At 66.0% G+C, this 13,972-nt stretch carries 12 protein-coding genes; 7 read left to right on the forward strand and 5 right to left on the reverse strand.

The window, feature by feature from the left end:
- Positions 1-97: 97 nt before the first annotated feature.
- The 4 genes from C8J25_RS05915 to C8J25_RS05930 all read left to right on the forward strand — a co-directional run bounded on the left by C8J25_RS05915 (position 98) and on the right by C8J25_RS05930 (position 5,048).
- Positions 98-607, forward strand: a complete 510-nt coding sequence (locus C8J25_RS05915; RefSeq protein ID WP_107953127.1) for an RNA polymerase sigma factor — start codon at positions 98-100, stop codon at positions 605-607.
- Between the two features lie 140 nt (positions 608-747).
- On the forward strand, positions 748-1,746 hold the full coding sequence (locus tag C8J25_RS05920) for a FecR family protein (protein WP_146173303.1): 999 nt from the start codon (positions 748-750) through the stop codon (positions 1,744-1,746).
- Positions 1,646-4,009: a TonB-dependent receptor gene (locus tag C8J25_RS05925; RefSeq protein ID WP_146173304.1), complete on the forward strand. Its 2,364-nt coding sequence runs from the start codon at positions 1,646-1,648 to the stop codon at positions 4,007-4,009. Before C8J25_RS05920 ends, C8J25_RS05925 begins: the two co-directional genes overlap by 101 nt.
- Before the next feature lie 115 nt (positions 4,010-4,124).
- On the forward strand, positions 4,125-5,048 hold the full coding sequence (locus tag C8J25_RS05930; RefSeq protein ID WP_107953134.1) for a crotonase/enoyl-CoA hydratase family protein: 924 nt from the start codon (positions 4,125-4,127) through the stop codon (positions 5,046-5,048).
- 8 nt (positions 5,049-5,056) lie between these two features.
- Here C8J25_RS05930 and C8J25_RS05935 read toward each other — a convergent pair whose 3' ends face one another.
- The 3 genes from C8J25_RS05935 to C8J25_RS05945 form a co-directional block, all read right to left on the reverse strand.
- Positions 5,057-7,021 (reverse strand): putative bifunctional diguanylate cyclase/phosphodiesterase, encoded by a 1,965-nt coding sequence (locus tag C8J25_RS05935; protein WP_167397669.1) that lies wholly within the window; start codon positions 7,019-7,021, stop codon positions 5,057-5,059.
- Between the two features lie 165 nt (positions 7,022-7,186).
- On the reverse strand, positions 7,187-8,017 hold the full coding sequence (locus C8J25_RS05940) for an aldo/keto reductase (RefSeq protein WP_107953139.1): 831 nt from the start codon (positions 8,015-8,017) through the stop codon (positions 7,187-7,189).
- The gene (locus tag C8J25_RS05945) at positions 8,014-8,637 is read right to left on the reverse strand and encodes a glutathione S-transferase family protein (RefSeq protein ID WP_107953141.1); all 624 of its coding nucleotides are present in this window, start codon (positions 8,635-8,637) and stop codon (positions 8,014-8,016) included. Before C8J25_RS05945 ends, C8J25_RS05940 begins: the two co-directional genes overlap by 4 nt.
- 106 nt (positions 8,638-8,743) lie before the next feature.
- On the opposite strand from C8J25_RS05945, the gene C8J25_RS05950 reads away from it, so the two are divergent.
- From C8J25_RS05950 to C8J25_RS05960, 3 genes are all read left to right on the forward strand, one after another.
- Complete coding sequence (locus C8J25_RS05950) at positions 8,744-9,547, forward strand: SirB1 family protein (protein WP_107953143.1); 804 nt, start codon at positions 8,744-8,746, stop codon at positions 9,545-9,547.
- Positions 9,548-9,628: 81 nt separating this feature from the next.
- Entirely contained in the window at positions 9,629-10,711 is a 1,083-nt protein-coding gene (locus tag C8J25_RS05955) for a glycosyltransferase (protein ID WP_107953145.1), read from the forward strand.
- Entirely contained in the window at positions 10,708-11,790 is a 1,083-nt protein-coding gene (locus C8J25_RS05960; protein WP_244186821.1) for a glycosyltransferase family 4 protein, read from the forward strand. The genes C8J25_RS05955 and C8J25_RS05960 overlap by 4 nt, the downstream gene beginning before the upstream one ends.
- Here the strand turns inward: C8J25_RS05960 and C8J25_RS05965 are convergent.
- Positions 11,762-12,682 carry a glucosamine inositolphosphorylceramide transferase family protein gene (locus tag C8J25_RS05965; RefSeq protein WP_107953147.1) on the reverse strand — a complete coding sequence of 307 codons (921 nt, stop codon included), beginning with the start codon at positions 12,680-12,682 and terminating at the stop codon, positions 11,762-11,764. The genes C8J25_RS05960 and C8J25_RS05965 overlap by 29 nt on opposite strands.
- 64 nt (positions 12,683-12,746) lie before the next feature.
- Positions 12,747-13,970 (reverse strand): hypothetical protein, encoded by a 1,224-nt coding sequence (locus tag C8J25_RS05970; RefSeq protein ID WP_107953150.1) that lies wholly within the window; start codon positions 13,968-13,970, stop codon positions 12,747-12,749.
- Between the last annotated feature and the right edge of the window lie 2 nt (positions 13,971-13,972).

The raw sequence follows: 13,972 nt of genomic DNA on the forward strand, positions 1-13,972 counted from the left end.
ACGGGCAGGAGCAAGACGCTCTCTCAGCGACGATGAGCCTCGGAGGAATGCCGTAGCCGACCCAGATACAATACCTTCCGCGGGCCAGTCCGAAGGTCTGTCCGCCGTACTCGCTGCCAACCGTGGCCGGCTTGTCCGGTTCTTTACGGCGCGGACGGGCAGCGTCGCGGAGGCCGAGGACGTCGTGCAGGAAATCTGGCTCCACACGGCGCAGCCGTCGCTGGGACAGGCAACGGGACCGATCGCCAATCCGCTAGCGTATCTGCACCGCGTCGGCATGAACATCGTGCTCGACCGTGTCCGTGCGAATGGCCGTCGTCAGCGCCGAGACATTGGCTATGTCGACGCGACGACGTCGATCGTCGGTGTGGAAGCGGTCGACGATGCGCCCTCCGCATTCGACGCGGTCGCCAGCCGCGAGCGGTTCGATCGGCTGGCAGCCGCGCTGTCCGGCCCCCCCGAGGGAGCGATGCGCGTATTCCGCCGCCATCGTGTCGACGGCGTGTCCCACGCCGACATCGCCGCCGAACTCGGCATTTCGCGTAGTGCTGTCGAAAAACACATCGCCGTCGCTCTCCGACATTTGAGAAAGGCGTTGGATGAATGATTTAGGGGGAGGGCTGCGGTTCGATCCGCGCCGCGGCGTCTGTCAAGCGGTCCGATATTCATCGGGAGAGGTTTGCAGGATTGGCGCGGGTCGCGTCGATCCTGACACAGGCGGGGGGCATCCGCCGGAAAGGGGGACGCATGACTGACACGTACGCTGTGCCGGATAGCGCCGCCGAAGCGGCTGCGACGTGGCATTCGCGTCTCGACGCGCCGGATATGGACTGGGACTGCTTTGGCGAGTGGCTGGCGGCCGACCCGGTCCATCGCGCTGCCTATGATTCGATCGCGAGTATCGATGCGGAGTTCGTCGCTGCCGCACCGGCGATCGCCGCGCGCCTGCCGGCAAACGACGACCACACGGGCAATGCCGACCGAGACGTCGTACCCGTTGCAGCATCGCGCGGTCGCCGGTGGCAGTGGGCGGCGCTCGGTTCCGGTGGAGCGCTTGCCGCGGGGCTGGCGTTCATGTTGGTTGCGCCGTCGGGCGACGACGCGGCGCAGGCCTATGAGACGGGTCGCAGCGAAACCCGGTCGGTGACGCTTGCCGATGGCAGTCGCATGCATATCGATCGCGGCTCTCGCGTGTCCGTCAGTGGCGGCGGCAGTCCGGTGATCGAGATCGCACAAGGCGCGGCGAACTTTGCCGTCCGGCACGATCCTTCGCGCGTCCTGATGGTTCGCGCGGGCGGATACGAAGTACGCGATCTCGGCACGACGTTCGATGTCGTCAGCGCGCGGGGACGGGTCGCCGTCACCGTCGCCGAGGGTATGGTGAGCGTCACGCCCGTCGGTGGCACGCCGTCCGACGCAACGACGCTGCACGCGGGCCAGAGCCTGGATATCACGCCGAACAAACAGACTGCCGAACGGCGAAAGGTCGATCCTGCACGCGTGTCCGACTGGACCGACGGCCGCCTCGACTATGACGGGGCACCATTGCCACTGGTTGCGGCGGATATCGCGCGGTATGCGGACAGCCCGTTGACCGTTGACGCATCGGCGGCGAACCTGCGCTTTTCCGGGGTATTGACGATTGGTGACGGATCGCGGCTCGTCGATCAGCTACAGGCAGTGTTGCCGATACGCGTTCGTCGGGTTGCTGGCGTCGTTCATCTGGGTGCCGCCGGCGGACGCTGAACGGGCTCCACAGGCCAGGCGCTCGATCACGATCCCTGCGGGACCGTTACGGTCTGCGCTGGAGTCGCTTTCAAGCCAGACCGGCATCTCGATCGGGATGGCCGGCGGATTGCCGGATCTCGTCGTCAAGCGGGTCGACCATTCTACTGATGTAGCGCAGGCCGTACGCCGCATGTTGGCCGGAAGCCAGCTGCGCGCGGTGCAGGTCGATGCGACCATGTGGCGGATCGAGGCTATTCCGGCAAAACCACCGCACGCGCTAGCGCGGCGCGGTGACGCCGCGGGGACGCTGGTGACCGGTGATATCGTCGTCATCGCCAGCAAGCGCGACGAAAGACTGTCCGATCTTCCCGCTTCGATCAGCATAGTCGGTGCACCTACCTTGGGTCAGCTGGCGGGGCGACGCGGACTGACGGACGTCATGGCGACGACCGACGGGGCATTTTCTACGAACCTGGGCCCGGGCCGTGACCGGATTTTTCTTCGCGGTGTTGCCGACAGCGCGTTCAACGGCACCAGCCAGTCGCTCGTCAGCCTGTACCTGGACGATGCGCGGATCGGCTATTCTTCACCCGATCCCGACCTGCGGCTCGTCGATGTGGACCGGATCGAGATATTGCGCGGACCGCAGGGCACGCTCTACGGCACCGGCGCGCTCGGCGGGGTCGTTCGTGTCGTGACCGCCGCGCCGGACCTGGATCGGCTCGCGGGCGGCGTCGCGGTCGAGGGGACGGGGATCAACAATGGTGCGGTCGGTGGCGCGGTCGAGGGGATGTTCAACCTGCCGATCGTCACCGGTACGGTCGCGCTTCGGGCTTCGGGCTGGATCGAGACGATGCCCGGCTGGATCGACGATACCGGGCGCGACCGGCGCGACGTAAACCGCACGCGGCGGGTCGGTGGCCGTTCCGCGCTGCGCTGGTCGATCGGCGGGGGGTGGTCGGCGACCCTGAGCGGCGTCGCCCAACGCATCGACGCGCGCGACAGCCAATATGCGACCAGTGGCCTGTCGCGCGCCACGCGGATCGCCGAGCCGCAGGACAACGACTTCACATCCGGGGCGCTGACGGTGCGGGGGCCGATCGGCAAACTCGAGGCGCAGGCCACGACGGCCTATGTCGACCAGGAGTTCGGCAGCACCTATGATGCGAGCATTCTGGCATCGTCGCTCGGCGTGGCATCGCCGGTCGCCTATATCGAGGATCGCTCCGCGCGGTTGCTGTCGCAAGAAGTCCGGCTGAGCGACCCGACCGCGCGCCATCCCTGGATCATCGGTGCGACCATCCTGCATTCGACCAGCCTTCTGAAGGGGCGCTTCACGTCGATCGGCGACGACACCATCGACGCGCGACGCGACGAGGAGGACGTCACGGATCTCGCCGTGTTCACCGAGGGTACGCAGCGCCTCTCGAACGCGCTCGATTTCAAGCTCGGGCTGCGGGCGTTCTCGACGTCGAGCCATCTTGAACAACAGGCACCCGGCCGTGTTCGCGCCAACCGTATCGGTATTACCCCCAGCGGAACTCTCAGCTGGCATCGCGACGATCTCGGCCTGTTATGGCTGCGTTATGCCAGCGCCGTGAGGCCCGCGGGGATCAGCCGAACCGCCGATCCGACCAATCTCCGGATTCCTGGCGACGAACTCCAGAGCCTAGAACTCGGCTGGCGCATCCGCGTCGCACGTCACCGGCTTGCCTTCCACGGTGCCGTGTTCGGTTCGGCGTGGCAGCATTTGCGCAGCGATACGGTCGGCCCCGACGGACTTCTCGGTACGGTCGATGCGGGCAATGCAGTAAACTACGGCGTCGAACTCGGCGGCGTCCTGAACCTGTCCCCGATCACGATCGATTTCGGGACCACGCTGCAACGCGCCCGCCTGACGTCGCCGTCGTCAAACACCGGCCTCGATCGCGACGATCGGCGCCTGCCGGTCGTTCCCGACATATCGTCTCGACTGACGGCATCCCGAACCCTCGTCGCGTTCGGCTCGCCCGCCTCGGTTTACGGTGTCGCGCGCTATACCGGCCGTACGCGACTGAGCTTCGATCCCTTGCTGGATCGTCCGGCGGGGAACTACGCGACGATCGACGCCGGCGCGACGATCGACCGCGGGCCGTGGCACTGGTCGATCGCCGTCGACAACCTGCTCGACAGCCGCGGCAACAGTTTCGGTTTCGGCAATCCGTTCACGCTGGCAACGAGCACGCAGACCGTTCCCATCCGACCGAGGACTATAACCCTGCGCGCAGCGATCGGGCTGTAAAGTCCCGAACGCACGACCAACCACCGCAATTGCCGACCGAATCCCAGCTTGGATTTCGGATTCCGACGTAACCTTTTCGCGCAGCAGATCGCTGCTTGTAAAAAAGGACGTCGCAATGACCTTCGAATATTCCCCCTCCATACCCTCCGAAAGGCACCAAGAGCTTCACGAGGCCTCAATTCATTCCTTGAGCGCGGTGCCCAGCCGGCGCCCGTTCGAGTTCGTCGACCTGGAAACGCATTTCGACAGCGAACTCGAAACCCTCTGGACGTACATGCGCCAACGCAGCCGACCGAGCTTCAACCCTAGTTTGCTCGCCGAGTTCACTCAGTGGCAGAACGACATAGCAGCCGCACGGTCGTCGGCTACCATGCCGATCCGGTATGTCGTCCTCGGATCTCGTTTTCCCGGCGTATTTTCCCTGGGCGGTGACCTCGATCTCTTCTCGGCCCACATCCGCAACGGCGATCGGGAGGCGCTCGTCCGCTACGGCCGTGCATGTGTCCATATCCTGCATCGCAACATGCTGAGCCTCAATCAACCGATCATCACGATCGGGTTGGTGGAAGGCGATGCGCTGGGGGGTGGGTTCGAGGCGCTGTTGTCGTTCAACGTCGTGGTCGCCGAACGCGGCACGCATTTCGGCCTGCCCGAAACCAATTTCGGTCTCTTTCCCGGCATGGGGGCGCATTGTTTCCTGTCCCGGCGCCTGGGCGCGGCGCGGGCGGAACAGATGATCCTGAGCGGTCGGTCGTACACCGCCGAAGAACTGTACGAGCTCGGCATCGTCCACGCGCTCGCCGATCCCGGCATGGGCCGTGCCGAAGTCGAGCGCTACATTCGCCAAAACCGTCGTCGGCATAGCGGGCACTGCGCGATCTACGAGGCGTCGCGGTCGGTCAATCCGCTGCCGCTCGGCGAACTCGAGGCCGTTGTCGACCTATGGGCCGACGCCGCCTTGCGGCTCAGCGAGGCGGACCTGAAACTGATGCGCCGCCTCGTCGGTGCGCAGACACGGTTGCTGGACAAGGCCGCGTAGGCCAGCGGTCAGGAGCGCCCCAGTGCCTTGACGTCGTCGCCGGCAAGCATGGTCGCGACCATGCTTGCCGGCATCGGATGCGCCAGCAGGAACCCTTGTACCGCATCGCACCGCGTGCGCCGCAGTTGCTCGAGTTGCGCATGCGTTTCGACGCCCTCCGCTACCGTCCGCATGCCGAGCTTGGCCGCCAGCTCGATCACGGTCTGGACGATCGCCACCGAGGCCGGGCTTTGCTCGAGGTCGGCGATGAAGGACCGATCGATCTTCAGGGTCTGGAAGGGGAACTTGGTCAGGTAGCTGAGCGAGGAATAGCCCGTGCCGAAATCGTCGAGCGTCGTCCGCACATTCAGCCGATTGATTGCATCCAGTGCCGCCAACGACGCCTCGATATCCTCGAGCAGGACGGACTCCGTTACCTCGAGTTCGAGACGCTCCGCCGCGAAACCGCCCGCCGCAAGCGCACTCATGATCACCGTCGGCAAGTTCGCCGATCGCAGCTGGATCGGCGACAGGTTGACGGCGATGGTCACGTCGTTGGGCCAGCTGCTCGCGATCCGACACGCCTCGCGGATCACCCAGCTGCCGATCGCGACGATCAGGCCATTGTCCTCGGCGATTGGGATGAACTCGGCAGGGGAAATCGCGCCATGCCGCCGGTTGGTCCAGCGCAGCAATGTCTCGCAGGAGAGGATGCGGTCGCCGGTCAGGTCGAAGATCGGCTGGAAGACGAGATGGAACTCGCCACGTTCGAGCGCGCCCTGCATCTCCGCGCCGAGGTCGCGCGTCCGCTCGATCTTCTCGTCCATCAACGGTTCGTAAAAGCGCATCTGACCGCGGCCGCTGTCCTTCGCGCGGTAGAGGGCAAGGTCCGCGTTCTTCAGCAACGTGTCGGCATCGGTGCCATCGGGTGGCGCGATCGCGATGCCGAGCGATGCGCCGACGTGCAGCGTGCGCCCGTCGTGATGCACCGGCTGCTCGACCAAGTCGATGATACGCTGGCCGATCGCCGAGGCGTCCGACAGCTGGATCACTTCGCAGATCACCGCGAACTCGTCGCCGCCAAGCCGCGCGACGATCCCGGTCGTGCCGAAGGCGTCGTTCAGCCGCTGGGCCACGCCCGCGAGCAGCGCGTTGCCGGCCAGATGACCGAACGAGTCGTTGATCTCCTTGAACCGGTCGAGATCGAGCCAGTAGATCGCCAGCCGCGTTTCGCTGCGGCCGAGCGCCTGCAAGCGCGCCTCGAACTGTTCGCGGAACGCGGTCCGGTTGGCGACGCCGGTCAGGTCGTCGCGACGCGCGATGGCGGCATGATGCTCCGCCAATGCCGCCTTCTCGCGCGAAACGAGTGTCGCCTTCAGGATGACGCCATAGGTCTGCAACGTGATGTCCATCATCGCGACGACGAACAGGACGATCACCAGCGCCAATGCCATCTTGAGCGGCTGCAGCGAGACGATCAGTCCCACCGTCAGCGGCAGGGACGCGAAGCAAAGCTGTGACAGGGCGATCCACGGTCGGCCGGCGTTGCGCCCGGCGATGCCCGCCGCGTACCCGATCGTCGTGGTCACCGCGAGCAGTTGGAGTACGCCGTCATTCGTATGCACCAGCGTGAGCAGGCCGAACGTGCCCAGCAACGCCGAATAGCCCAGCGCGCCGGATCGATAGAGAAACTCCTGCCGCTTGGTCCAGCTTCCCTTCACGCGGTCCGGTGCCGGCCGCCGTTGCCGTTGCCGCCCCAGGGCATCGCCGACCCTGATACCGGCGACGAGCGCGATCGCCACGGCACACGCGATCATCGCCAGATTTCCGCTGACGTACGCGACGATCCCCATGATGCCGCTGCTGGTCAGTGCACCGATCACCAAGGATTGCGGCGACGCGTAAAGCGACTCTAGCAGCGTCGCACGTACCGAGGCTGCAATCGACTGGTCGGAATGCCGCAATTGCCTGAGGCGGGAAATCAAGCCACTCATCCGACTATCCTTGGACGGCAAGGGTGTAAAAGAAACGAACAAAATAGCCGGCGTGTCTGTGATCCGTCGCATTTAGTCGGGCGATGCGAACGCGTTAACCAGTTAAGACGACCGCTCAAGCCTTTGCCGTCAGCGTTTTCTCATGCAGTAACGCTCGACGTCGTCTTACAGCATTTCCAAAGGTCCCGCCGTCTTCGGTCGCGGAAATGCGGCATCGAGCGCTGCTACGTCTTCTCTGGACAGCACGAGGTCCGCGGCTGCACGGTTCTCCCGTACGTGCGCGACGTTCCCAGCTTTCGGGATCGCGATCATGTCGTCGTTTTGCAGGACCCAGGCCAACGCGACCTGCACGGGCGTCGCGCCGATGGTTTCCGCGATGCGAACGAGCGTTCGGTCCGCAACGAGCCGTCCCTGCTCGACCGGACTATACGCCATCGCCGGCATGTGCGCCTGGCGAAGCCACGGCAGAAGGTCGTGTTCCGGGCCACGCCGCGTCAGGTTGTACAGAATCTGGTCGGTCGCACACGCACTCCCGCCAGCCGCCAGCAACTCGTCCATGTCATCGGTATCGAGATTGCTGACGCCCCAGTGACGGATCTTTCCCGCCGCCTGGAGCGCCTCCATTGCCTCGACCGTCTCCGCGAATGGTACCGATCCGCGCCAGTGCAGGAGGTACAGATCGAGCCTGTCCGTTTTCAGCCGTTCGAGACTGGCCTCGCAGGCGCGTTCGAGGCGCTTGCGCGATGCGTTCTGGGGATAGGCTTTGCTGACCAGGAATATGTCGTTGCGAACGCCGTCAAGCGCTTCGGCGACAAGGATTTCGGAAGCACCGTCACCGTACATCTCGGCCGAGTCGATCAGCGTCATCCCGAGTTCGACCCCCGACCGTAAAGCCGCGATCTCCGCCTTACGCTCGCTCGCCCGCTCGCCCATCATCCAGGTACCTTGCCCGAGGGCGGGAACCGTTTCCCCGCCCGGAAGCGTCACGGTCTTCATGGTCTATCCCTCGTACCGGTCCGGTCTCCGAACACTAAAATCGGCCCCTCATGCGACATCGCTTTATGCACCGCCGGACGTGCCTTCATCCGCTCGCGGAACGCGACCAGCTTCGCGGGTGCCTCGATCTGGTTCTTCGCCGCCCACAACAGCATCACGAACAGATAGCAGTCCGCCACGCTGACGGCGTCCCCGAACAGATAGTCGCCCTCGATCGTGTCGGAGAGATAGCCCATCCGCTTGACGATCGTCTCGCTGGCTTTCGCCTTCTCCTCCTCGCTCCCGCCGGAGAAGAACGGCTTGAAGCTCTTGTGGATCTCGGTCGAGATGAAGGCGAGCGCCATGAGCAGGTGGGTATGCCCCATCGCCCCGCTCGGTTTTAGCGCACTGTCCTGATGCGCGATCCAGTCGAGGATGGCGATGTTCTCCGTCAGTGTCTCGCCGGAGTCGAGCGTCAGGGCAGGGACGTAACCCTTCGGGTTGATCTTTGTATAGTCGGCGCCGCTCTCGGTCCGCTTGGCCTTGAGATCGACCTTCTCGTGTTCGAACGAGAGCCCGGCTTCGTGCAGCGCGATGTGATCTGCGAGGCTGCAAGCGCCGGGAGAATAATAGAGCTTCATCGATGGTCTCCGCGTTGATCTTCCTGAACGCGCAAGCACACCGATAGCTGCGACCGTCACCCGATCCCGCTATTGCAGCATTGCCGCGCGCACCCATCTCCGGTCGATGAACGACAATTTGATCCGGCTCGGTCTCCTCGACGAGGACGACATCATTCTCGATGAGGCCGCGCTGTCGCTGGCGCTGCTCGATCATCCAGACACCGACCCGATACCTTATCGCGCTCTGATCGACGCCGTGGCGACACGTCTCGAGACGGTCGGCCGAGGCGCCGGTACCGCGGAAGAGCGTGCCGATGCCCTGTCGGAAGTGCTAGGCGAGGAGTTCGGCTTCGTCGGCGACCGCGAGACCTATGACGACCCCGCCAACGCCGACCTGATCCGTGTGATCGACCGGCGCTGCGGCTTGCCGGTAAGCCTGTCCATTCTCTACGTGGGTGCGGCACGCCGGATCGGATGGACGGCCGACGCGCTCGATGTTCCGGGGCACGTATTGGTGATGGTCGGGGCCGAAGCGGCACCCGTCATCGTCGATCCGTTTCGCGGCGGAATGCGCGTCGACCGCGAGGCGCTGGCCGCGCTGGTGCTCGCGTCCCACAACGGACCTGCCGAAGCCGTGTCCCACATCGCGACGATGCCGAACCGCACGATCCTCGTGCGGCTGCTGCTGAACCAAGCGACCCGTGCGGAGCAGGCGGGACAGGGCCGACGCGCGCTGGAACTGTACGCGCGGATGACTTTGATGGCGCCCGCCTACGGTCACGCATGGTGGGAGCGTGCGCGGCTGGAACTGGTCGACGGCGACGTGACGGCGGCGCGGGGCAGCTTGAGCGCGATGCTGGAGATCACCCGCGACCCCGAACTGCGACGGCGCGTGACGGATACGCTGGGGTCTCTGCCTCCAGCCTAGCTCTCCTCTTTCGTGTCGGGGCACGGGGCCCGACCCAACAAAGCTTGGCGTCGGCGCGGTGTCGGCGCTAACCGCGCGGTCATGGCCGCGCCGTCGATCCTCGTTGTCCTTCATGATTTCGCGCTGGGCGGCACCGAACGCGTTGCCGTGCGTCTGGCCGAGGCTTGGGCGAAGCGGGGTGTCCAAGTCACCATCTTTGCCGGTTCGGATGCCGGGCCGCTTCGGGCGTTGGCCGGCGAAGCGGTCGAGATCGTCGTTGCGGACCCTTCGATCCCACGCGGATCGGGCTCGCGCAGGCGATTGGCGCAGGCCGCGCGCGCGTTCGTCGGGCAACGTCGGTTCGACGGCGTCTTCATACCCGGTAATTTCCATTGGCCGGTCGCCGCCGCGCTGGCCGGATCGGGGATACCGGTGGTCGCGCAGGTCAGCGCGGCGCTCGACAAGCCGCAGCGCGGTCGGCTGCGGCAATGGGCGTTCGAGGTTCGGATGCGATACCTCCTTCGCGGGGTGCAGGCCGTGGTCGCGCTGTCGGACGTCGCGCGCGATCAGGCGGACCGCATCCTGCGCCGCCCCGTGACGACGACGATCGCGTTGCCGGCGCTGAGCGACGACGCTGCACCGCCATTGCCAGTCCCCGAAACCCAACCGCCGATTGTGCTCTCGGCGGGGCGACTGGTCCCCGAAAAGGGGTTCGCGCGGTTGATCGAGGCCTTCGCAAGACTGCCCGAAGGTATGGCGCGCCTGATCATCGTCGGGGACGGCCCGGAGGCGGATGCCTTGCGCCAGCAAAGCGTGACGCTGGGGCTTGCTGATCGGGTAGAGCTCGTCGGGTATGTCACGGACATCCGGCCCTGGCTCGATATGGCGCGGCTGTTCGTGCTGGCGTCCGATTTCGAAGGATATCCGGCGGTCCTGGTCGAGGCCCTGGCAGCGGGCCGCCCGGTGGTCGCGACCGACTGTACCCCGGCGACACGTCTGCTGGATGCGCCGGGCGCGGGGATGGTTGTTCCACTGGACGACAGCGAGGCGCTCGCCCGCTCGATCGCGACGATGCTCGCGCAGTCTGCGCCCGATCCGGAGGCACTGGCGGGGTTGGTCGCGCATCATCGGATCGGCGCGGTCGCGGCCGAGTATCTCGACCTGTTTGCGGGGTTGCGCGCGTGACCGATCGCCCGATGCGGATCGCTTACGTGATCAACTCGGTCGAGGGCGGCGGGGCCGCGTCGCCGGTGCCCGCCGTGCTTGGCGTGTTGCGCGACGGCGGTGCGGAGGTGGCGGTGTTCGCGCTGACCGCACGCGACCGTCGCGGCGAGACCGCGATGCGCGCCGCCGGGCTCGACGTGCACGTCCGCGATGGCGGCGAGACCGATCACGTGGCCGCGCTCCGCTGGCTCGACGCGACCCTCAAGGACTGGGCGCCGACGCATCTCTGGACCTCGCTCACACGTGCTACCCTGCTCGGCCAGATCGTGGGCGTGCGGCGGGGCTGGCCGGTCGTCAGCTGGCAGCACGCTGCTTTCCTCAAGCCAGCCAACCGCGTTCTACTACGCGCGATGCAGCGCCTGTCGCGGCTGTGGGTCGGCGACTCCACCGCGGTGACGCGACTGACCGCGGAACGACTGCACGTTCCCCCCGAGCGCCTAGTCCAATGGTCGATCTTCCGCGCGGATCCCGAAGCGCTGCAGGCGACGTCTTGGCAGCCGGGCCAGTCCGTTCGGATCGGTACCCTCGGCCGCCTCCACCGCGTGAAGGGCTACGACGTACTGGTCGAAGCGCTGGCGCTGCTCGATACCTCGACACCGTACGAAATGGTGATCGCGGGGGACGGCGCAGAGCGGGACGCTCTCGAAGCTCGCGCGAACGCTCTCGGCATAAAGTCGCTGCGGTTCGCAGGCTATGCGGCTGACCCCGCGGTATTCCTGGCAAGCTGCCATCTCTACGTCCAGCCATCGCGCTCCGAAGGCCTTTGCGTGGCGGCGCACGAGGCGATGCAGGCTGGGCTGCCTGTGATCGCTTCGGCGGTCGGCGAACTCCCCGGTAGCATCGTTGATGGCGAGACCGGCTTCACCGTCCCCCCGGGCGATCCGGTAGCGCTCGCCGCCGCGATGTCGCGCGCGCTCGCCAAGCCGGCGCAACTGGCAACGATGGGGCGGGCGGGTCGCGAGCGCGTTCTCACGACTTTCGGGCCGGACCGGTTCGCTGCGACCGGCCTCGCTATCCTCGAACGGATGCGCGCCTTCTAGGAGGCAATTTTTTGATCTCTCGGATCGCTTCGATCGAGAGCCCGTGCAACGACAATTCGGTGCGTTTCATATCGACCAACGTCACCGGCCCCGCCGCCGATAGCGTGTGAAACCCTTCGACGAACGGCGCGGAAGAGGCCGGCGGGACCATCGCGTCGCCCACCTCGGCCTCGAACCGTTCAGTGGTCAAAACGGTCATCGTCAGTGGGCGGATCGCGCCACCATAGGTCCGGCTGCAATCCTGCACCGGCAGTACGATCCGGCCATCGATCACCAGCGGCATCCCGCCTGGTCGCGCGCTCGCGACGTCGACCCGCACCGGGTTCATCGGGTGCGGCGTCCACGGTCCCGCCAGCCGGTCCGCATAGGCGACATGCAGCGCACTCATCTTGTCCGGCTCGCGGTCGGCCGAGGTATAGAACAGCCACCACCGCCCGTCGTGAAACACCGGCGTCGCATCGACCGCGACGTGATCGAGTTCGATGACATGCGCCGGCTCCCACCGGGCCGGGAAATCGACCGCGCGATACAGCGTCAGCCGGTTCGAGCGATGCGCCTCGGGCAGCATCCACGTCTCGCCCTCCGCCTCGAACACCAGCGGATAGGAAAGGTGCCAGGGCTCGTTGAGCACCGGCTGACGGTCGACCAGGCGGAAGTCGGCGTCATAGACGAGGACTTCGATCGCGCCGATCCGGACGCGGTAATCATAGGTCTCGACGAACACATACAGCCGCCCGTCGCGCCACAACCCGAACGGGTCGGCGAGAAACTGGAAGCTGCCCATCGGCGGCAGCCACATCAGGGGGAACCCCTCGATCGAGCCGCGTGCGACGATCGCCTCGGCAGTCGCCATCACGATCGCGGGGCGCCAGATATCCTTGCGTAGAGCCACGGTGGTCGATCGATCCCAAACGCGGCGCCCGACAGGGGCGCCGCGCGGGCCTTCTCGCGGCGGATCAGGCTACGCGCAACCCCTGCAGTCCGGTTGCCGTCTCCAGTTCGCGCTCGGGCAGGACTGCCGGGGCGGTATCGCCGAGCACGCTCATCACCGCGCGGGCGGCACGCACGGCGGAGCGCTCCGCGGTCAGTTCGAAGCTCCGCTGGAACAGCGCGCGCTGCACCGGACGATAGCGATCATGCTGTGCCACCGCGCGGTCGAGCGCGGCGCCAAGGTCCTGGGTACCGGTGACGACTTCGCCCGCCTGCCAGTGCGCATAGTTCGCATCGCCGTCCCACGGCGTCGCATGCGCGTCGAGGAACAGGCACGGGCGCGGCGTGTGGAGGAATTCGTACACCTGGCTGCTGACGTCGCCGAGATAGATGTCCGCCGCCGCCGTGTAGGTCATGTCGGTCGATGCGGCCGATCCGAGATCGACATGGATGTTCGGCGCGTCGAGAAAGCGCTGTTCGATCACGCCGGCGCGGTCGATCCGGAACTTGTCGATCGTCAGCACGAACTTACGGTGGAACAGCATGACGTGCGGGGCGAAGATCAGATTGTAGCGGTCGTCGTGCAGGAAATGCTCGAGCACCGCGCGGCCCTGCGCATACCAGGACGACAGATGCGGCGACGGATGTGGGTTGTAGAGCACCGTCGGCTTGCCGTTCGCCTGGAACGGCAGGCGCGGCGCGGGCTGTGGCATGAGGTCGAACTTGGGATAGCCGATCAGGCTCATCCGGTTGAACGGCACGCCCGCCTCGCGGCGCAGGCGCTGGCGGATCTTGCTGCCCGAGACGAGGACGTGATCGAACGTCGCGCTGTGCTTGTTGAAGCCAATCGCGCGGTCGCCCGCACCGTGGCGCGTGTGGATGATCTTGAGATCGTCGAGGCCGTAGCGCGTCTTCAGCAGCAGCGAGGTCTTCTCGGCGACGACCAGCGCATCGAGCGAGCGGAAGAAATCGAGATTGTCGCGGTAGATACCGATCTTGGTCACCGGCAGCGCCCATTCGAGCGTGTTCGCCAGCGCGCGCGTCGATGCACGACGCAGGCCCAGTTCGACCAGCGGTACGGTAACGCCGAGCCGCGCGCACAGGCGCCGCACTTCGTCGGTCAGCCGCGCGTTGGTGGTCGCGACGACGATCTCCGCGTCGGGGTAGCCCTCCGCCATCGCCAGCGCGGTCGGGAGGGCGTGCGCGACCTGATGAACCTGGTCGTGATTGAACAGAAAACCGATCTTCATGG

Origin of the sequence: Sphingomonas faeni (assembly GCF_003053745.1) — a bacterium.
In the GTDB taxonomy this organism is placed as follows: domain Bacteria; phylum Pseudomonadota; class Alphaproteobacteria; order Sphingomonadales; family Sphingomonadaceae; genus Sphingomonas; species Sphingomonas faeni.